Source organism: Streptomyces sp. NPDC031111 (assembly GCF_055570675.1).
In genome coordinates, this window is sequence record NZ_JBVIGS010000041.1 from 1 (window position 1) to 17,160 (window position 17,160).

Below are 17,160 nucleotides of genomic sequence, written 5' to 3' on the forward strand. Positions count from 1 at the left end.
CCCCTCCTTGCACCGCACGGAATTCCGTCGGCCCGAGGAACACCCCGCTGTCTGCTCCGTAAACAGCGACCGCACAAGGCGCGCACATCTCAATCAGCAGCCAGGGTGCCCCGAAGGGCGCGGCGGCCACTCACTCCGAGCCACATTTGGCAAGCCGCCTTGAGCCACACCCCGCCCTTCCGGGCCACCCAACAACTTACGGAGCCGCCTTGGACCAGGGCGCCCAGATTCACGGGTTCGAGGCGGATCTGTGGACCTTGGAACGGGTCGGTGTGGTGGTTGAGCGGGTGACCGGGGTGACGCTGGCCCGGGCCTCGGTATGGCGCCTGCTGACCGGGCGGCTGGGATGGAGTCTGCAGCGGCCCCGCCGTCAGGCCGTCGAACGGGACGAGTCCGAGATCGCCCGATGGGTCGCCCACGAGTGGCCGCGCATCAAAAAGGGGCGGTGAAGAAACGTGCCTGGATCGTTTTCTTCGACGAATCGGGCGTGTCGCTGCTGCCTCAGGTGCGCCGCACCTACGCACCCCGCGGGCACACTCCGCTCTTGCGGCACCGGCTGAACTGGAAACGAGCCGGGATGGCCGCCGCGCTGGGTTACCACGCCGCCGACCTCGAACGCGGCCCGCGGCTGTGCTTCCACCTCAAGCCGGGCAGCTACGACACCACTTCCCTGATCGAGGTGCTGGAACAGATCAAGACCTTCTATGCCGGTGAGTCGGTGGTGTTGGTATGGGACGGACTGTCCGCCCACTGGAGTCGGGGTATGCGGGCCTGGGCGGCCGAGCAGGACTGGCTCACCCTCGAGCGGCTGCCGGCCTACGCACCCGAACTCAACCCTGTCGAACTGCCGTGGTCGGCCATCAAGACCCGCGAGCTGGCCAACCTCGCCGGCGACCACCTCGCCGATGTCGCCGACGCAGCCGAACGCGGCATCCACCGAGTCTGCTCCAGCGAGCAACTCCCGTGGTCCCTCACCCACATCGGCCTGACCATTCATACCCAAACACCACAGAACTAACGAAAAACTCAGTAGTGGACGTTAAGTCCGCTTCTGGTAGCGACCTCGTCCGGGTTGGGTGAGGAAGCCTTGTCGGACGAAGCGTCCCAGACGGCTGCGGGTGACGTTGACGGTCGCCTCGTCGGTGGGCATGCCGAGGAGTTCGTACAGCTCGCGGGCTCGGAATGCCCGGCCGGGGTGCTGGTTGAAGGCGTTCACGATGGCCTGGTAGGCGGTGTTCGTCTCGGGCGGATCGGGCTCGGTCCCGGACGGGATGCGTTCGGCGATGATCTTCCGGGTGGTGGCCAGGTCTGCGAGTCGTGCTTCGGTCTCGGCAAGGGCGGCGGTCAAGTGGTCGATCTGGTTGCGTAGTTCGTCGGCCCGGGCCGTGGTTTTGCCGTGCTGGTCCTGGAGGTCCGCCAGGAGCTCGCTGATGTTCACGCGGCCAGCCCGAGGGTGTCGCGCCAGGTGGGGGCGGGTGTGGTGAGGCGGCGGGTCATGTTGGCGATGGAAGCCCAGTAGACGCGCGAGGCGGAGGTATCGGGGCGGTGGTCGTACTCGCGGGCCAGGCGGCGGTGCAGCATCAACGTGCCGTTGACCTGCTCCACGATCCACCTCTTCGGTTGCGGGACGAAGCCTTTGCCCTGGTCTGCGGGGTTGGGGCGGACGACCTCGACGTCGATGTCCAGCAGGGCGCCATGGATGAGAACCTCGTCCTTGAAGCTCTGGTCCACCAGGGCCTTCTCCAGACGCATCCCGCACTGCTCGGCCGCCTGATCGAGCAGGGCAGTGCCGGCTGCGTTTTGTCATGGGCGGAGGCGGCCAGCACCACGACACCGATGATCAGCCCCAGAACGTCGACGGCCAGTCCCCGCTTGCGCCCCGACACCTTGTTGTTGGCGTCCAGTCCCGTCGTGGTCTTCGGAACACCCGCGGCCGCGCGGACGGACTGGGTGTCGATGATCACCAGGGACGGGTCCTCCAATCGCCAGGCTCTCTCCCTCACCTGGCAGTGCAGGATTTCCTGGATCCGCTGGTCGAGCCCTTCCTGACGCCACACGCCGAAGTAGTAGAACACCGCCGACCAGGACGGCAGATCATGCGGGAGATAGCGCCACCGGCAGCCCGTCCGGTTCTGGTAGAAGATCGCGTTCACGACCTCCCGTAGATCGCAGGACCCGGGATCCCCGGTCGCTGACCGCGCCACCCTCTCCTGCTTCCAGGCCGTGATCATCGGCTCGATCAACGCCCACTGCTCGTCCGATAAGTCGCTGGGGTACGGCTCTCGCTCCATGTCCGCATCTCAGCATGCACATGCCCAGAAGATGGCCTGCGCGACGATCAGTACCTCGATCGAGCGATCACGAACCGAGGAAGATCGAACTTGACGTCCACTCAGCCCCGCTGACTACGAAACCCCAGCACGCAATGGCGACGCCTGCTGGATTCCCAAGCCAGACGGCAGCATGATCAGATCCACCCAACCCCAGTAGTCCGGGGAGGCGGGGCACTTCATGCGGCTCCCTTTCGGAATGCGCCCGGTGACACGCCGTACTCGCGTCGGAAGGCGCGTCCGAAGGCGAACTCCGAGAGGTAGCCGGTGCGTGCAGCGATCTCGCGCAGCGTCCAGTCCCCCGATCGCAGCAGGCAGCCGGCGTAGGTGAGCCGCCACCACCGCAGGTATGCCAGTGGGGGCTGGCCGACGAGGTCGGTGAAGCGTCGGGCGAACGCGGCCCGCGAACGTCCGGCGATCCTGGCAAGGCTGTCCACCGTCCACTGCTCTTCGGGACGGGCGTGCATGGCTTGCAGGGCGGCGCTGATCGACGGGTCCGCCAGCGCCGCGGCCCAGCCGGTTCCGTTCGTTGCGACGCGCTCGCGTTCCCACCAGGTGCGCAGGATGTACAGGAGGAGGGTGTCCACGAGCGACTCCGTAAGCGCCTCGTGTCCGTGGCCGGGGCGCTGCAACTCATCCCCGAGCAGATCCACCACGGCGCGCAGTGGCGATGCGCCCGAGCCGTGGGTGGTCAGGTGCACGATGGTCGGCATCTCCTGCAGGAGCGGGTGCATGCGGCTGCGGTCGAACCGGTAAGCGCCGCACAGGACTAGCGTCGGGGCGATCGTGTCGCCCAAGAGCGTGGGGGGCGACTCGCCGGAGAGGCTGTGCTGCTGGCCCCGCGGGAAGAACACGACGTCTCCGGCCTCCAGGCGCCGGGACGGCTCGCCCTTGAGCGTGAGCCACGCCGTGCCGCGCACCATGACGTGGAAGCCCGATCCATCCTCCGCCGCGACATCGCGATGCCACTCGCCGTCGAACGTGAGCGCGTTCGACTGGGCGCTTCCGATGCGCATCGCCCTCAAGGCATCCGTGATCACATCCATGACACCAACCTACATTCCTCCGCACACATGCGAGACGCAAGGACATGAATTGGAGCCAATGTGTTGCAGGAAAGAGTTCCGTCGGCGCGTAAGGTCGAGGCATCAACAGGGCTCGTCGAGCCAGAATGAGAAGGTGTTCAATGGCTACGATCTCGGTGGATGTCTGGTCCGATGTGCAGTGCCCGTGGTGCTACATCGGGAAGCGTCGCTTCGAGCAGGCCGTCGACAACCTGGGGCCTGACACGCAGGTCGAGGTGACGTATCACGCGTACAAGCTCGCCCCGGACGTGCCGGTCGAGGTCAGCGAGTCGGCGGTGGAGTTCATCGCCAAGCGCAACGGCTGGCCCGTTGAGAAGATGGTGCACGCGGCCGCTGAGGTGACCGAGCTGGCCGGCACCCTCGGCCTGGAGTACAACTACGACACGATGCAGCCAACCAACTCCCGGCTCGCGCACGAGCTGATCGCCTTCGCGAAGTCGAAGGGCCGGCAGCTGGAGATGGTGGAGCACTTGTTCGACTCGTACTTCCGCCTGGGGGAGCACGTGGGCCGCATCGACGACCTGGTCGCGATCGGCGCGCAGCTCGACCTCGACGAGGACGAGATCCGCGAGGCCCTGTCGTCGGGTCGGTTCCGCGACGCCGTCGAGGAGGACTACCGCGCCGCAGCGCAGATCGGTGTCCGAAGCGTCCCGTTCTTCGTCGTCGACGGCAAGTACGGTCTCTCCGGCGCCCAGAGCGCAAGGACGTTCGAGCGGGCCTTCGACCGTGCTGTGAACGAGCGAGAGCTCAGCTCATGAGCACGGCAGACGCCGCCGCTCCCGGGCTGACGCTGATCGGCGATCCTGACGCCATCGAGTGCGACGGCGACACCTGCGTGCTCGGCTTCAAGCCGTCCTTCCCGGTGGAGGAGCCCGAACGCCCAGACGCCGTAGGCGACATCCACACGGTGGAGTGCTCGCCCCCGCCCTGACCGGCGACCCATCCACCGACCTACCGCCTGCGGACGCCCGTTGTCCGCATCGCCCTCGCCACCTCCGGCGACAGGGTTGCTCAGTAATGCCGTGCGTCGGAACCCGGCGTACAGCCCAGCACGCGCGCACGCGCCCACTGCGGCATCGCGCGCGACACACCCCGGGCGTTCCACGCTGATGCCCGGAGAATAACCACTACCTGAAGGAGACGCAAGTCAATGGATCATGAAATCCGCCACAATCGGATCACCGTGGACGGTGTCGCCCACCATTACGTCACCGCCGGGACCGGGAGGCCGCTGCTGCTCCTGCACGGATTTCCGCAGACCTGGAGAGAGTGGAGTAGGCTGATCAACCTGCTCGCCGACGACTACCGAATCGTCGCCCCCAACCTCCGTGGCCTGGGCGGGACCGTCGGCCCGATGACCGGCTACGACAAGGCCACCCTGGCCACCGACGTGCTGGCAATCGCGGCGGCCGAGTTCGGTGACGCCAAACCGATCGTGTGCGGGCATGACATCGGCGCGGCCGTTGGCTTCGCACTCGCGCTCGACCACCGCGACGCGCTCGCCGCGCTGATCATGGTCGACGCGCCCCCGCCCGGCACCACGGCGCTGGACAGCCTCAGGATGAATCCGATTGCCTTCCACCTGGCCTTGCACGCGAACGTCGACATCGCCATGATGCTGATCGGCGGCAAGGAGCGGGAGTACCTGTCCCACTTCATGCGGTCTCTCTCCTACATCCAAGGCGCATTGCGCGAAGAGGACATCGATGCCTACGTCAGGGCCTATTCGGCCCCAGGCGCGCTCCGCGCCGCCATGGAGATGTACCGCACCCTCGCCGAGGACGATGAGCACAATCGCGCCGCCCTCAAGAGCGGTGGCCGCCTCGAGCTTCCGGTCACCGTCGTCGGCAGCGAGCTGACCTCGACCCAGTCCCTCCTCGACGGGATCGTGGAGGAGATCAGCGTCGGCGGGAGCACCAAGCTGATCGGTGAATCCGGACACTGGATCCCCGAGGAACAGCCCGAGCGCCTCGCGGAGGTGATCAGGTCGGTCAGGGTTTGACCACCGTCTGACCCGCCGTCTGCCGGCAGGAAACAGGGCGGCAGCGCACCCGCCGCCTTGTTTCCTGCCAGCGCGGGCGCCTACTCTCGCCGGCTGAATCGCCCCGGGCTTCGTGGAGGCTCGGGGCCTCGGCCTCCGCGAGCCCGGGGAGGCGCCCCTTTCAAGGCCCCGGTGGCAGTTCGTCGCTGGACGCCCCGCGGAGCGGGGTCGGCTCAAGCTTTTCCGCCCGCGGAGCGAGCGGTTCTGGGCGGAGGCGAGTCAGCCGCGGTTCGCCTCGTGCGCTACGCCTCGTGGGCCGGGATCCCTTCATCTGAGAGGTCGTTTTCGCCCGATGTTTCATCCCAGAATCGGCCGTTTGGTCTGTGGTGTCGGGTCGCGCCAGGAGATGGTGTTCTCGCCGGTGAGGCGGCGGGCCATGAGGTCGGCATGGCAATGTGGATCACGGCTTCGGAGCGGGTGGGCAGGGTTTCGTAGTCGCGGGCCAGGCGGCGGTGCAGCATGAGCCAGCCGTAGGTGCGTTCGACCGCCCACCGCTTCGGGATCGGAGTGAAACCCCTGGCCCCGGACTTTCGAGCGGTAATTTCCATGTCGATGCCGAGGGTGGCGGCATGTTCGACGAGGTGCTGGCGGTAGCCGCCGTCGACCCAGACCTTGCGGATGCCGGGATGGTCGGCGGCGACCTGGTCCAGGAGCCGGGCGCCGGCGGCGGAGTCCTGCACGCTTGCCGCGGTGACCAGCACGGCAAGCAAAAGTCCGAGGGTGTCGGTGACGATGTTCCGCTTGCGTCCCACGATTTTCTTCCCGGCGTCGATGCCCTGGCCGGCGGCGGGGACGCTGGTGGAGGTCTTGACGCTCTGGGCGTCGATCACGCAGGCCGACGGCTCGCCATTCCGTCCTTCCTTCTCCCGTAGGAGCTGCCGGAGCAGGCCGTTGAGCTGGGCGAACACACCCTCGTCCGCCCACTTGGCGAAGTAGCCGTAGACGGTGTTCCAGTGCGGGAAGCCGTGCGGGAGGTAGCGCCACTGGACCCCGGTGCGGTCCACGTACAAGATCGCGTCCATGATGTCGCGCAGGTCGTGTTCCGGCGGCCGGCCGAAGTCCAGGGCCCTGCCGCGGCGCTCGAAGCGCCAGGCCGAGAGCACTGGCTCGATCAACTCCCAGCGGGCATCGGACAGATCACTCGGATACGGGCGTCGCGGCGGCATGCTTCCGGCGTACCGCCGCGGATCGAGTGCGCCCAGGCGCACAGCGACACCAACGGAAGCACGCGTCCGCGAAGGCCGGGCGTCCTGGGATGAGACAGGCACAAGGCACTTCCCGCCTCACCTGTCACCCCACCTGACCAGCAAGACTCAATCCGCATCTCCAGCAGCACGAGCACCACAACCCGAGGGCCTGAAAACCGCTGGATACACGAGTAATCCAGGTGAAAACGACCTCTCAGAGCGCCATCTTCTCGTCCGTCTCGAACAACTGCTCCTGCGTCCGCGAAGGACCAGCTGCACCGCGTGCCCTCCCCCGCGACCCACCTTCCACAGCGCTCTGCCCGACTGCCCCGCTCCCCACGATCCGATGAGCGCGCACTCGGCGTCGGTGAGGCCGATGGCTTCGCGGGTGATCTGCAACGGCCTCGTGTCCTGGGCGAGTTGGATGCGGGTCTCGCACGACGAGATAAGGTCGCGGGCGAGTATCACACGGTGTGCTGCTCGATCCAGTCCAGCATCGGCTGCTGGTTGTGCTGGAACTCCAGGTAGCCGTCCCAGCGACGTTTGGTGCCGTCGATCCAGTGCAGTCGCTTGTCGTCGACGGGCAGAGCGTCATACATCGACTGGACGTCGTCCGGCGTGACGAGGATGTCGTCGCGGACCTGATAGATGAAAGTGGGAACCTGCACCGCGCTGGCCCACTGGACGGGGGCCTGTGCGTCGAGCCCGAGCCCCGTCACCAGTTGAACCCGCCGGTCGAGATCCTTCATCCGCTCCTCGGGGATGCCCATCAGACCGAGCTGGTGGATCATGATGACCTTCGTGGTCACCGGCTGCGCCGCCACCAGCGAGTCGACGCCCTCGAACGCGGCTGGGGCCTGGTGCGCGGCCGCGAGGGTCGCGTCCGCTCCCAGACACCGGCTGAACAGACTGATGCGCATCGAGCTGGTGTCGGGGCGGGTACGCGCGTAGGTGAGGGAGCCGAGCACGTCACGCGCCTCGAAGATGCCGCTCGAGGCGATGCCGCCGTTGGCCGAGCCGCTGAAGTCGTGGTTGCGCAGGTCGTAGGTGAGGACGTTGTAGCCGGATTCATGCAGGATCTTGTAGCCGTACTGGCTTTTGAAGGCGCGGATGAAATGGTTGCTGTCGGCGAACTGCTGCCAGCGGGCTGCCAGTTCCGTGACGCTGGGCGGGCGCACCGGGGTGAGAAGCTCGAGCCTGGCTGGCTCGGTGGAGCCTGCGGCGGCGGACATACCCAGCGACGGTCTCCTCGACCGCGGCGAAAGCACGGTACAGGGTGCGTACGGAGACGCCGAGTTCGCGAGCCAGCATGGCGGGAGATAGGTCCGGATCGTCGAGCCGGCTGTCGGCGAGGTCTTTCGCCGCCTGGACCAGTGCGGGGGCCAAGTGGGGTTCGGTACCGTCCGGGACCCGCGCTTCCCGCACCTGAGTCGAGGGCGGTACCGTGTTCCGGCAGCAGGATGAGCGCACGACGAACTCCATGGACGGGCTCGAACACGGGCAGGCCCGCAGGGCAGTGCTCGGCGAGTTCACGGCACGTCGGCTGGAGGCGCTACGGCCGCGGATCCAGCGGATCGTCGACGAGCGGATCGACGCCCTGTTGACGGGCCCGAACCCCGGTGACCTGGTGACGACGTATTCGCTCCCGGTGCCGTCGCTCGTGATCTGCGAGATGCTGGGCGTGCCGTATGCCGAGCACGTCTTCTTCGAGACCCACACGACAAAGCTAGTCGAGTTCGCCACGACGCCGGAGGATCGGCGGGCGAGGTTGGAGGCCATCCGCGGTTATATGGTCGACCTCATAGCGGCGAAGGAGCAGGAGCTGTCGGACGATCTGCTCGGCAGGCACATCGTCAAGCTGCGCGAGGGTGGCACCTATCGGCGTGAGACCCTGGCCGAGCTCGGCCTGCTGTTGCTGGCGGCCGGGCATGAGACGACGACGAACATGATCTCGCTTTCCGTCGTCGCCTTCCTGCGGGAACCGGAGCAGCTCACGCTGATCAAAGACGACCCGGGCAAGACGCTCGACGCCGTCGAGGAGATGCTCCGCGGTCGAACGTCGACGCGGCGACGTCCAGGCTGTGCGTCGAGGACGTGGAGATCGGCGGGCAGCGGACCCGCGCAGGCGAAGGCGTACTGGCCCTGAGCTACTCGGCCAACCGCGATCGGCGGGCGTTCGGCGACCCGGACGAGCTCGACATCATGCGCGGAGCACGCCACCACGTTACTTTCGGCTTCGGACCGCACCAGTGCCTCGGGCAGAACCTGGCCAGGATGGAGCTGCAGACCGTGTTCGACACGCTCTTCCGCCGCGTCCCCACGCTCGGGCTGGCCGCGAACGTGAACGAGCTGCCCTTCAATAAAAGCGCGGACGTCTACGGCCTGTACCAGTTGCCGGTGACCTGGTAGTACGCCTTGGCGGCTTGGCTGCGATGCCGGGTTGGTGTCGGTGGGGGGTAAGTGACGGCACGTCAGGATTGGGTGCTTTCGCTGGTGGGGTGCTGAGTAAGGGCGGGGTCACTGCCGTGCCGACGAATCTCTGACTCGGATCACTAGGGAGTGGGGGGACCGGTTCGGCCGAGCCGCTCGCGCGGGGGCCGGAACCCCACACGGAACCGGAAGTCCTCCAGAGTGAACGACAGCACCGGACGTCCCTCGCCGAGGAAGGCCAGCGTTCCGGCCGGGTCAGGGCGGAAGGAGGCCCTGGTCGGGGCCGGCTTCCCGGTGAGGCGCGCGGGCACGGCCAGTGGCGTGCCATCCACCTCCTGCAGCAGACGGGTCCGGATCGGCAGCCGACCGGGGAGCGTCCGCCCCGGCCGGAATGCAGCGCGCACCTCGCCGAGCTCGGGGGCGCGGAGCCTGATGCGCTCGGTCCCCGGTACTCCGGCCCCGGGCTCCCAGGCGAAGTGTCCGATCTCCTTGGGAATGCCCCACAGGGTCCGCCCACCGGCCTTGGACTGTTCGCTGTCCACCCAGACCGCCACCGCCGTGCAGCCGATCCGCCGCCCTTGCCGTACGGCGAGCGCCAGTAGCAACTCCCGGTAAGCAAGAGTCCCGTCGGGCGAGTAGTCGACGCAGAAGGTCAGCAGCGCGCACCGTCCGCCGAGGACCAGAGCGCGGACCCCCTCGGGCAGCGGCCACCTCGGCAGCCGGCTCGGGCGGGCCGGCCAGAGGCTGACGTGCATCCGTCCGCGCAGATCCCACGGCTCGGGCGGGAAGGGTTCGGCTTCGGTCATGCCCTCATGGTGCCCCGCATGCTCGCCTCCACCGCGTCCGCCATGCCCGCACCCGAACGGACGCGGAACCCGGGCGGGCCAGAACGGGATCCGGGCATGACCCGGATCCGGGGCACCACCAGCCGCACCGGGTGCCCCAACGCGTCGGCCAGCGCCCGGAGTTCGGCGTCGTCGAAGGGAGGCCGTTCCGGGTCCCACACCTCGATCTCGAACCGCGCGAACCCGCACGGCCCGTCGTACGCCAGGGCGTCCAGCGTCGTCCCGCCGCCGCAGCAGGGGACGGTGACGTCGAGGGCGGCGAATCCGTCGTCGGCCGTCCTCTCCAGCAGGTCCGCCCACCACTCCAGGTCGATTTCCGCGCGGCACAGCGGGCACCCGATGCGGGAGAGGTTGCCCCCGGCGTCGACCGCCTCCTCGTCGGGCTGCCAGACCCGGACGGCGGAGATGACGGAGTACACGGTCTCGCTCATCGCGCCGCCTCCTGCGCGGACCGGGCGTGCGCGTCGTTCAGCTTCTCCAGTCTCTCGTCCGAGAGACGGAGCGCACCCGCCGCCACGTTGGCGGCAAGGTGTTCGAGGTCGCCGGTGCCGGGGAGGGCCAGCAGGTGGCGCCCTTGCGCCAGACTCCAGGCGATGCGGACCTGGGCCGGGGTGGCACCGTGCGCCAGGGTAATCGCGGAGACCTCCGGCGTCTCGCGTCCCAGGCCGCCCTCCTCCTTGGCGGACCCGGCGAGGGGTATAGAACGGGACGAAGGCGATGCCCAGTTCACCGCAGCATGCCATGAACCCCGCCTGCGCGGCGTTGTATCCGAGCCCGTACGGGTTCTGCACGCTGACCACCGGTGCGATCGCCCGCGCCTCGTCGAGGTGTTGGGGCCGGATGTTGGAGAGGCCGAGGTGCCGGATCAACCCCCGGCCTCAACGACTCCGACGAGCACATCGAGCGGGCCCGTGATCTGTCCCTGCACGCGCACGCCACCGTCTTCACGGGCCTGTTCTACCGCGACGAGATCAAGGCGTACTACGAGAGCCACGGCATGTCGACGCCGTACGAAGACACAGCCCGGCGCAAGATCATGCCCGAGCAGGCCGAGCACAGGATCCTGGACGACTTCGACCTGCACAAAGCCGCCGGCGGCGCCGAGCGGGGGACGCTGTTCCGCAAGACGAGCTGCGGCGTGGCTTACACCTGGGGAGAGGCCGACTACAACGGCCACTACGGCGTCCGGGAGCTGTGCGACATCTGCCCGCCCGAACAGATCGCCCTGTGCAAGAAGGCGTGGGTGAGGCCGCCCCTGGACGCCGTCGTGCACAAGGCACGCGCCCTCGGTGCGACCGGCGACGTTGAGGTCAACGACCGTGCCATCGTCGTGGAAGGACTGGACGAGCCGCCCCGCTACTACCTGCAGCACGGCTTCGGCTACCAGTGCCACGACCGGAGCAAGCCCCACCACTACCGCTAACACGGCCGGGCCCCCATCGGCTGGGAGGCGGAGGACGGACCCACCACAGCATGAACTTCGCCACCTGGCCCGCGTTGCTCGTCGTCGACGTCGAAGGCAACGGCACCAACCCGCCCGACCTCGTCGAAGTCGCCGCGCTGCCCGTCCGCGACGGACGCCCCGACAAGAGCACTGCGGGCTGGTGGCTGACCCGCCCCAACCGCCCTGTCACCCCCTTCGCCACCCGGGTACACGGCCTGACCAACACCGACCTGGTCGGCAAACCAGCCTGGGCCGACATCGCGGACCAGGTGCGCGCCTTCCTCGGGAACACGTGGATCTGCGCGCACAACGCGCACACCGACTACCGCGTCCTGGCCGCACACCTGCCCGGCTGGGAGCCCGCCGGCGTCCTGGACACCCTGCGACTGGCCAAGGACGCCTTCCCCGACCTCGGCAAGTACAGCCTGGACAAGCTCATCGAGCACGTCCAGCCCGACCTGACCGAGGCACCCGGTGCCCGGCACCGCGCCACCTTCGACGCCTACGCCACGGCGCAGCTCCTGCTCGCCATGGCCTCCCGCTACGACACCTTCGACCAGCTGCTCGCCGTGGCCGTGCCGCCCGGCCTGCCCGGCGCCCCCGAACACCAAAAGGACCCCACCCTGTGGTGACTTCCCCCAAGCCCCTGAGGATCGCGGTGCTCGGCACCCACTCCACGGGCAAGACGACAGGGCGGTCTCGTGGCTGTGGTGGTCGGGCACCGGCGCCGCCGAAGCCGACGTCCGAGCCACGCCGCCCGGAGAGCCAGCCGCAGGTGCAGCCGACTTCGTGGTGTCCGGGTCGGCCCTATGCCTCGCCGGTGGCGAAGATGCTGCCAAAGCTGGCAACGCCGCGGCTTGGTCACCACATCAGCCGGGCGTTCCTCCGCCTGGACGCCAGCGAGGCCGCACCTTAAATGACAAGGTAAGAGTGTGATCGGCGTCAGCCACAGCAAGGATGAGCAAACGGCAGACGCACTATGCACACCGGCACGATCGCAGACCCCGCTGAAGGCTGACCCGATTCAGATTAGATCTTGGCGCAGTGGGAGTGTGTGCCGCTGCTGGTGCGGTGCGACCAATTCATCGCGTTCCGGGTAACCGGTCCGTAGTCGCCATCCGCTGCGACTCCGACACGCTTTTGAACGGAAACTACTGCAGACCTGGTTGCTGGGCCATACGCACCGTCTACGGCCAGTCCTGCCCCGTAGCACTTGTTCAACGTGAACTGAAGTGCGCTCACTCCGCTGTTCTGACTCCCGTAGGTGAGATAGCACCAGTAAGGATCGGCGGGGGCATAGTTCTGGTGCGGCAACAGGATGTTGTAGCTGCCCTTGGCGAGCGCCTTGGAGGTGTTGCATTCGTAGGTTGCAGCGGCTGATGCAGGCGACGCGGTAGCAATCGCGCCGCCCAGCAGCCCAGCAAGCAGTGCACTGACCGACAGGATGCTCGCGGAACGCTTCTTCATCTCGTTCTCTCTTCGATGTGGGGAGAGGAAGTGATCAGGTACAGGTGATGCGTGCCACCCGTTCGGGGGTGACTGAGCACAGCCCAGCAGGAGGTTAGACGCCGGTGGAGGAGCGGACTTGGTCGTGTGTGCAGGGAACTTGGTCAGTCGTGCAGGCGGTCCAAGCTCACCCACTGACGAACTCGCTGCGTTGACCGCCCTCGGTCTGGGGGGCGGAGCAGGACAACAGTAACTAAAAGAGCGTTTCATCCAGCGAAAGGCGTTTCATTGCATGTCAGACGTTGGTTCGTTTCGGGTCGGCTGGGGGCAGTAGGCCTCTGCTGTGGCAAGGTGAGGCCGGTGACAGCCTTCGAGGGTCCGTTTCGGCCTCGCTGCTCCGCGCGTTGCAGTGGGACTGGTGCGCCCGAGATCAAGAGTGTGTGGCCATCTCCAACCGTTACCGGATCCGCTGGCTGGTCATCTCATCCAGGAGCGCGTTTGGATCATTGAGGGCAGGCCAGAGGAAGGTGCCGGCGATGTGGCGCCCGGCCAGGTGGACCGTCGCGGTCTTCTCGTCGCGGATCGCGATGCCTCGCCACTGCTTCAAGCGGTTGATACACCGTTCGACGTTGTTGGGCTGGTCCGCCGGGATCGGGATCACCGCCCGGATGCCCCGCTTGCACAGGTGGTCGCGGCTCGTGCGGGACGAGTGGCCTAATGGGGCCCAAGGTCGTTACTCATCCCTGTTCTTGGGCGATGGCCTCGCCGTCCTTTCGGGGCGCGGAGCGAGCCCTTGAGTATGCCCGGACCTGCGAGTCCTATAGACAAGGACGAAGCCGCTGCCGCGCCCATCGGCGTTCGTTCAAGGTGAGGCATAGAAGTATCGACAATCGTGCCCGAGCGGTACCGCTGGTGATGGTTCAAAGCACGTTCCGTCACCGCACTCCTGGCCCATCGGCAACACGATTCGCCGTTCACAGTCCGAGCTGGCCGCGTGGATCACCTCTCTCCATTGCCTGAGTCTCCGATTGGGGAACACGCGCACCCTGCACAGGATCGGAAATGGCAAGAGAGCCCCGGCAGAGGAGGCTTCCCAATGACGTTGTCAAGCCGGTGCGGTAACGCCTCGCGACGGGGTCATACCGCTGTGGCAGCGGGGTGGGACGTGACGGCTTCGAAGGTCCGGTGGTCGCGTACCAGAGCGCAGAGCACGTTCAGACGGCGTCTGGCCAGCGCGAGGACGGCCTGCTCGTGGGACTTTCCTACGGCGCGTTTGCACTGGTAAAAGGTCCTGGATTGGGGACAGTGCACGGTGGCGACCTGGGCGGAGAGGCAGAACATCCGCAGGAGTCGGCGGCTGTAGGGTCTGGGCCGACGCAGGTTGCCGCTGACCTTGCCCGAGTCGCGAGGGACGGGGGCAAGTCCAGCAACGCTGGCGAGCCGGTCAGGGCTGCCGAAGGCGGCCATGTCACCGCCGGTCGCGGCGATGAAATCCGCTCCGAGTATGTCGCCGATGCCGCGCATGATGGTGATCATCTCGGCGTCGGGAGCGGCATGGTCTGCCGGGTCGCCGCGGATCGTCCACGCCTACGCCGAGCCGGAGCTGCTCGGTCGAGGGTGGTGAAGCGATGGTCACCGAGCGGGGTGAGCCCGAGGTCGGTGTAGAACTCGGCCGTGGTGTCGAGGTCGGGGACCCCGAGGGTAATCGAGGTGACTCGATGCATCGGCGTGGTGGGCCTCCTTAAGCAGATGTTCGTCTTGAGCCGATCCCCTCCACCGTGCTGACGTCCGGTCCTCCACCGCGAGGCAGCAGCGCGGGTCCCTGGAGGCACCGACCCCGTCGGGCGTCCCGGTGAAGATCGGGTCACCGCGCTCGAGGCGGACGGCGGCGGAGATCTCGGCGATGATCTTCGAGGTGTTGAAGATCAACTCCCCAGTGGCGCTGAACTGGACGACCTCTCCGCTGGCCTCACAGCGGATGACGAGGTCGCTGGGGTCGTCGAACTCGTCCGGAGTGACTAAGACGAGTAAGTCCGATGTCCGGTCAGTGGTCGTAGGCGATCAGTGACCCGGTGATCGGTTGCGTTGTTGTGCCAGATCGCGGCGGCCATCGCAAGGACCCGCTGGGCGACGCGGACGGCGACCCCTTCGAAGGAACGGCCCCCGTGGTCTTCCAGGTCGAGCTGACCTTTGAGGGTGTCGTTGACCGACTCGATCAGCTGCCGGACCTTCTTGAGCATCGGCTCGCCGAAGCGGGCCTTCTCATCCTTGCGGGATGGCCGCAGCATCGTGATTGCGTAGTCGCGCCGCAGGCAACGCCGGCGAATTCGCCTCGGTGCTGCGGGACCGCTGACATCCCGACGCCACCGCGAGCTGGACCGATGGGCGCCAGGTCCACGGCATCCGCGAGGTTACCGACGTCATGGCCAAGAGCGTGGACTCAGGCCTCCGGCAGCGGCTGGTCACCGCGGTCGCCGGCCGTGACGTGCTGGTCTGGCAGATCGACGTGCTCAATCCCCCGGGTGTGGCCAGCTGTCCCGCTCAGGCGTGCTGGCTGCTGGGACTGGATCGGGGCCGCGTCCGCCGGCTCCGGCTGTACCATCCGGCCTCGCCAGGCCTGTCGTGACGTCAGGGTTTCTGACTGAGCAGCACGGCCATCGCCTCCAATAGAACTGTCGCGCGCGGACCCTGGCGCGGTTCGGTATTGGACGAAGCCCTGCTGGGCCGACTCGTGGCCTGACGGGCAGGCTGGAGCGCGTCGTACGGGCAGAGCCGGCAGAGGCCGCGGGAGAGGGCTCCTTGTTGCGGCCAGGCCAGAAGGTGGCGGCAGCGAAGAATCTCGTGTCCTCTGGCCGGCCCGTCACTGGTCGCCCGTGCTCTGCCGCCGCTGTCGGCCCGCTGTCGGCGGTCTACATGGATCGTTGGCCTGCCGACTGTGGGCATCAGCCCAGCCGTCGTCGCCACGGCGGCAGGGATGGCCTCGCCGGCGGGCTCGCTCCTTACCAACAGTGGGGCCCGCCACTGGAAAGGAAGGAGGTCATCCGACTGCTGCACAGGCACTGCCGATGATGGCCCCGTCCGGCGGCAGACGAGACAGTCACACGCGCCTTGCGGCCCGGCATCCGCTACGCGCACGCGTCGGGCGGTCAGCCGCTTACGGGGCGGGATCGTCCAGCCGAACCAGCTGTGCACCCCTCCTCCAGGTGACGGCGTACCTCTACGGGGCTTCGACCGCACCACCACCGCGCTCGACTCGGCGCGCTGCGACCGCCGTTTCCCGCCTCCCTCAGGAGATCGCTGACACCTACTCGGAGGCCTGGAACGTCCCTTCCGGCAGGCAGAAGGCGCCTTCGGCTACAGCGCCACTCTCGAACAGCCCCCGGAAACGACAAAGATCCCGGCGATCATCATGATCGCCGGGATCTGACCGCTCCCGAGCTAACTCAAGAACGGCCGGGCCCGGGACATAGGACTTACTAGCGGACCGACCGGACAATAGGTCGGTCCCGACTTCGCAGGGCGAAGCGCGGCATGGGCTTGCGAGCCTGGATGCGCCGCTCGGACAGGTCCTGCCCGACGGTCGGCCCGGCTATCACCGACCACGCGTCGGATCCCGCGACAGCGAAGCCGGCCGTCCCGATCACCACGAACAACTCGCCCTCCCAGTCGACCTGGTTGCTGCCGAAAACGATGCCGTGGGTCCGGCCGGTGAGGCAAGACGGGTACTCCGCGAAGATGTGTGTCGCCGTGATCCGACGGGCGGCCCGAGGAGCTCCGGACACAACGGCTCGGAATGGGCGGCGACATCCTCCGGCGCGAGCTCCTCAATGGTCCGGATCGACTCGGGCCACGTCGCGAAGAGCTCGTTGGTGCTGGCTCGGCCCGAAAGGCCCATCGCCACCAGCGGGGTGTAGCAATCACCCCCGACCACGCCGAACTGGTCCCCGACGCGGGCCGCCGTCATCGGAAGGCCGCCGATACCGTACGCCCACGACCCTCGGGGGCTGGCGCTTCCCGATGAACCATTACCGCGGTCTCGCGACTTCGTCGAACATCAACGCGCGACCCTGCACGTCGACTTGACTCGCGGCATCACACAAGCCCGACCAGCACTCGCGTCACCATGAGTCGCCCGGGCGCTGGTTCCACGCCCAAGGGGCGCTACCCAGCCTGTGCCGACTCGACCAGGACGTGTGGGGTCGAACGACGTAAGGCGGAGCCGGCTCCGCGGGCACTACGGCGCCCCGGCAATCCCGGCGCCGCGCAAGGCCCGCAGCCGCTACGCGAGCCATGTCAACGCCCTCGCGCGTGACACCCCGCATGCGACGTCCACGCGAACCTGGGCGGTCGAG

19 protein-coding genes and 6 pseudogenes are annotated in these 17,160 nt (G+C 67.5%); 10 read left to right on the forward strand and 15 right to left on the reverse strand.

Going from position 1 to position 17,160, the window contains the following annotated elements:
* Window positions 1-209 precede the first annotated feature (209 nt).
* Both ACZ470_RS39215 and ACZ470_RS39220 read left to right on the forward strand, forming a co-directional pair.
* Window positions 210-449, forward strand: a complete 240-nt coding sequence (locus tag ACZ470_RS39215; protein ID WP_468434752.1) for a winged helix-turn-helix domain-containing protein — start codon at window positions 210-212, stop codon at window positions 447-449.
* Window positions 446-1,018 (forward strand): transposase, encoded by a 573-nt coding sequence (locus tag ACZ470_RS39220; RefSeq protein WP_468434753.1) that lies wholly within the window; start codon window positions 446-448, stop codon window positions 1,016-1,018. Before ACZ470_RS39215 ends, ACZ470_RS39220 begins: the two co-directional genes overlap by 4 nt.
* Window positions 1,019-1,039: 21 nt before the next feature.
* On the opposite strand, the gene ACZ470_RS39225 is transcribed toward ACZ470_RS39220, so the two are convergent.
* The 3 genes and pseudogenes from ACZ470_RS39225 to ACZ470_RS39235 all read right to left on the reverse strand — a co-directional run bounded on the left by ACZ470_RS39225 (window position 1,040) and on the right by ACZ470_RS39235 (window position 3,376).
* A complete protein-coding gene (locus tag ACZ470_RS39225; RefSeq protein ID WP_468434754.1) occupies window positions 1,040-1,438 on the reverse strand; it encodes a hypothetical protein in 399 nt (132 codons plus the stop codon).
* Window positions 1,435-2,291, reverse strand: a pseudogene (locus ACZ470_RS39230) (IS5 family transposase). Before ACZ470_RS39230 ends, ACZ470_RS39225 begins: the two are co-directional and overlap by 4 nt.
* 218 nt (window positions 2,292-2,509) lie before the next feature.
* Complete coding sequence (locus ACZ470_RS39235; protein WP_468434755.1) at window positions 2,510-3,376, reverse strand: cupin domain-containing protein; 867 nt, start codon at window positions 3,374-3,376, stop codon at window positions 2,510-2,512.
* 140 nt (window positions 3,377-3,516) lie between these two features.
* Between ACZ470_RS39235 and ACZ470_RS39240 the strand changes: the two genes are divergently transcribed.
* From ACZ470_RS39240 to ACZ470_RS39250, 3 genes are all read left to right on the forward strand, one after another.
* Complete coding sequence (locus ACZ470_RS39240) at window positions 3,517-4,173, forward strand: DsbA family oxidoreductase (RefSeq protein WP_468434756.1); 657 nt, start codon at window positions 3,517-3,519, stop codon at window positions 4,171-4,173.
* Window positions 4,170-4,346, forward strand: a complete 177-nt coding sequence (locus ACZ470_RS39245; protein ID WP_468434757.1) for a hypothetical protein — start codon at window positions 4,170-4,172, stop codon at window positions 4,344-4,346. Before ACZ470_RS39240 ends, ACZ470_RS39245 begins: the two co-directional genes overlap by 4 nt.
* 252 nt (window positions 4,347-4,598) lie before the next feature.
* Complete coding sequence (locus ACZ470_RS39250; RefSeq protein WP_468434758.1) at window positions 4,599-5,417, forward strand: alpha/beta fold hydrolase; 819 nt, start codon at window positions 4,599-4,601, stop codon at window positions 5,415-5,417.
* Between the two features lie 336 nt (window positions 5,418-5,753).
* Here ACZ470_RS39250 and ACZ470_RS39255 read toward each other — a convergent pair.
* Together ACZ470_RS39255 and ACZ470_RS39260 are read right to left on the reverse strand one after the other, a co-directional pair.
* A pseudogene (locus ACZ470_RS39255) lies at window positions 5,754-6,622 on the reverse strand (IS5 family transposase).
* Window positions 6,623-7,107: 485 nt separating this feature from the next.
* The gene (locus ACZ470_RS39260) at window positions 7,108-7,875 is read right to left on the reverse strand and encodes a hypothetical protein (RefSeq protein WP_468434759.1); all 768 of its coding nucleotides are present in this window, start codon (window positions 7,873-7,875) and stop codon (window positions 7,108-7,110) included.
* A 212-nt stretch (window positions 7,876-8,087) separates the two neighbouring features.
* Between ACZ470_RS39260 and ACZ470_RS39265 the strand changes: the two genes are divergently transcribed.
* The 3 genes and pseudogenes from ACZ470_RS39265 to ACZ470_RS39275 all read left to right on the forward strand — a co-directional run bounded on the left by ACZ470_RS39265 (window position 8,088) and on the right by ACZ470_RS39275 (window position 9,052).
* Complete coding sequence (locus tag ACZ470_RS39265) at window positions 8,088-8,789, forward strand: cytochrome P450 family protein (protein WP_468434760.1); 702 nt, start codon at window positions 8,088-8,090, stop codon at window positions 8,787-8,789.
* Window positions 8,738-8,896 (forward strand): annotated as a pseudogene (locus ACZ470_RS39270) (cytochrome P450); the annotation flags it as partial. The gene ACZ470_RS39265 and the pseudogene ACZ470_RS39270, both read left to right, overlap by 52 nt.
* Before the next feature lie 21 nt (window positions 8,897-8,917).
* Window positions 8,918-9,052, forward strand: a complete 135-nt coding sequence (locus tag ACZ470_RS39275) for a hypothetical protein (protein ID WP_468434786.1) — start codon at window positions 8,918-8,920, stop codon at window positions 9,050-9,052.
* A 143-nt stretch (window positions 9,053-9,195) separates the two neighbouring features.
* Here the strand turns inward: ACZ470_RS39275 and ACZ470_RS39280 are convergent, their stop codons facing one another.
* From ACZ470_RS39280 to ACZ470_RS39295, 4 genes and pseudogenes are all read right to left on the reverse strand, one after another.
* Window positions 9,196-9,879, reverse strand: a complete 684-nt coding sequence (locus ACZ470_RS39280) for an acetoacetate decarboxylase family protein (protein ID WP_468434761.1) — start codon at window positions 9,877-9,879, stop codon at window positions 9,196-9,198.
* Entirely contained in the window at window positions 9,876-10,349 is a 474-nt protein-coding gene (locus tag ACZ470_RS39285) for a hypothetical protein (protein ID WP_468434787.1), read from the reverse strand. Before ACZ470_RS39285 ends, ACZ470_RS39280 begins: the two co-directional genes overlap by 4 nt.
* Complete coding sequence (locus ACZ470_RS39290; RefSeq protein ID WP_468434762.1) at window positions 10,346-10,648, reverse strand: aldo/keto reductase; 303 nt, start codon at window positions 10,646-10,648, stop codon at window positions 10,346-10,348. Before ACZ470_RS39290 ends, ACZ470_RS39285 begins: the two co-directional genes overlap by 4 nt.
* A gap of 31 nt (window positions 10,649-10,679) precedes the next feature.
* A pseudogene (locus ACZ470_RS39295) lies at window positions 10,680-10,787 on the reverse strand (aldo/keto reductase); the annotation flags it as partial.
* A gap of 604 nt (window positions 10,788-11,391) precedes the next feature.
* On the opposite strand from ACZ470_RS39295, the gene ACZ470_RS39300 reads away from it, so the two are divergent.
* Window positions 11,392-11,994, forward strand: a complete 603-nt coding sequence (locus ACZ470_RS39300) for a 3'-5' exonuclease (RefSeq protein ID WP_468434763.1) — start codon at window positions 11,392-11,394, stop codon at window positions 11,992-11,994.
* A 397-nt stretch (window positions 11,995-12,391) separates the two neighbouring features.
* On the opposite strand, the gene ACZ470_RS39305 is transcribed toward ACZ470_RS39300, so the two are convergent.
* The 5 genes and pseudogenes from ACZ470_RS39305 to ACZ470_RS39325 all read right to left on the reverse strand — a co-directional run.
* Window positions 12,392-12,829 carry a peptidoglycan-binding domain-containing protein gene (locus tag ACZ470_RS39305; RefSeq protein ID WP_468434764.1) on the reverse strand — a complete coding sequence of 146 codons (438 nt, stop codon included), beginning with the start codon at window positions 12,827-12,829 and terminating at the stop codon, window positions 12,392-12,394.
* A 436-nt stretch (window positions 12,830-13,265) separates the two neighbouring features.
* Window positions 13,266-13,469, reverse strand: coding sequence for a hypothetical protein (locus tag ACZ470_RS39310; RefSeq protein WP_468434765.1), 204 nt, complete (start codon window positions 13,467-13,469; stop codon window positions 13,266-13,268).
* A 476-nt stretch (window positions 13,470-13,945) separates the two neighbouring features.
* Window positions 13,946-14,350 (reverse strand): annotated as a pseudogene (locus ACZ470_RS39315) (transposase); the annotation flags it as partial.
* Between the two features lie 90 nt (window positions 14,351-14,440).
* A complete protein-coding gene (locus ACZ470_RS39320) occupies window positions 14,441-14,788 on the reverse strand; it encodes a fumarylacetoacetate hydrolase family protein (protein ID WP_468434784.1) in 348 nt (115 codons plus the stop codon).
* Between the two features lie 64 nt (window positions 14,789-14,852).
* Window positions 14,853-15,096, reverse strand: a pseudogene (locus ACZ470_RS39325) (IS982 family transposase); the annotation flags it as partial.
* Between the two features lie 134 nt (window positions 15,097-15,230).
* On the opposite strand from ACZ470_RS39325, the gene ACZ470_RS39330 reads away from it, so the two are divergent.
* Window positions 15,231-15,434 carry a hypothetical protein gene (locus ACZ470_RS39330; protein ID WP_468434766.1) on the forward strand — a complete coding sequence of 68 codons (204 nt, stop codon included), beginning with the start codon at window positions 15,231-15,233 and terminating at the stop codon, window positions 15,432-15,434.
* A gap of 850 nt (window positions 15,435-16,284) precedes the next feature.
* Here the strand turns inward: ACZ470_RS39330 and ACZ470_RS39335 are convergent.
* Window positions 16,285-16,590 (reverse strand): fumarylacetoacetate hydrolase family protein, encoded by a 306-nt coding sequence (locus ACZ470_RS39335; protein ID WP_468434767.1) that lies wholly within the window; start codon window positions 16,588-16,590, stop codon window positions 16,285-16,287.
* Window positions 16,591-17,160 lie beyond the last annotated feature (570 nt).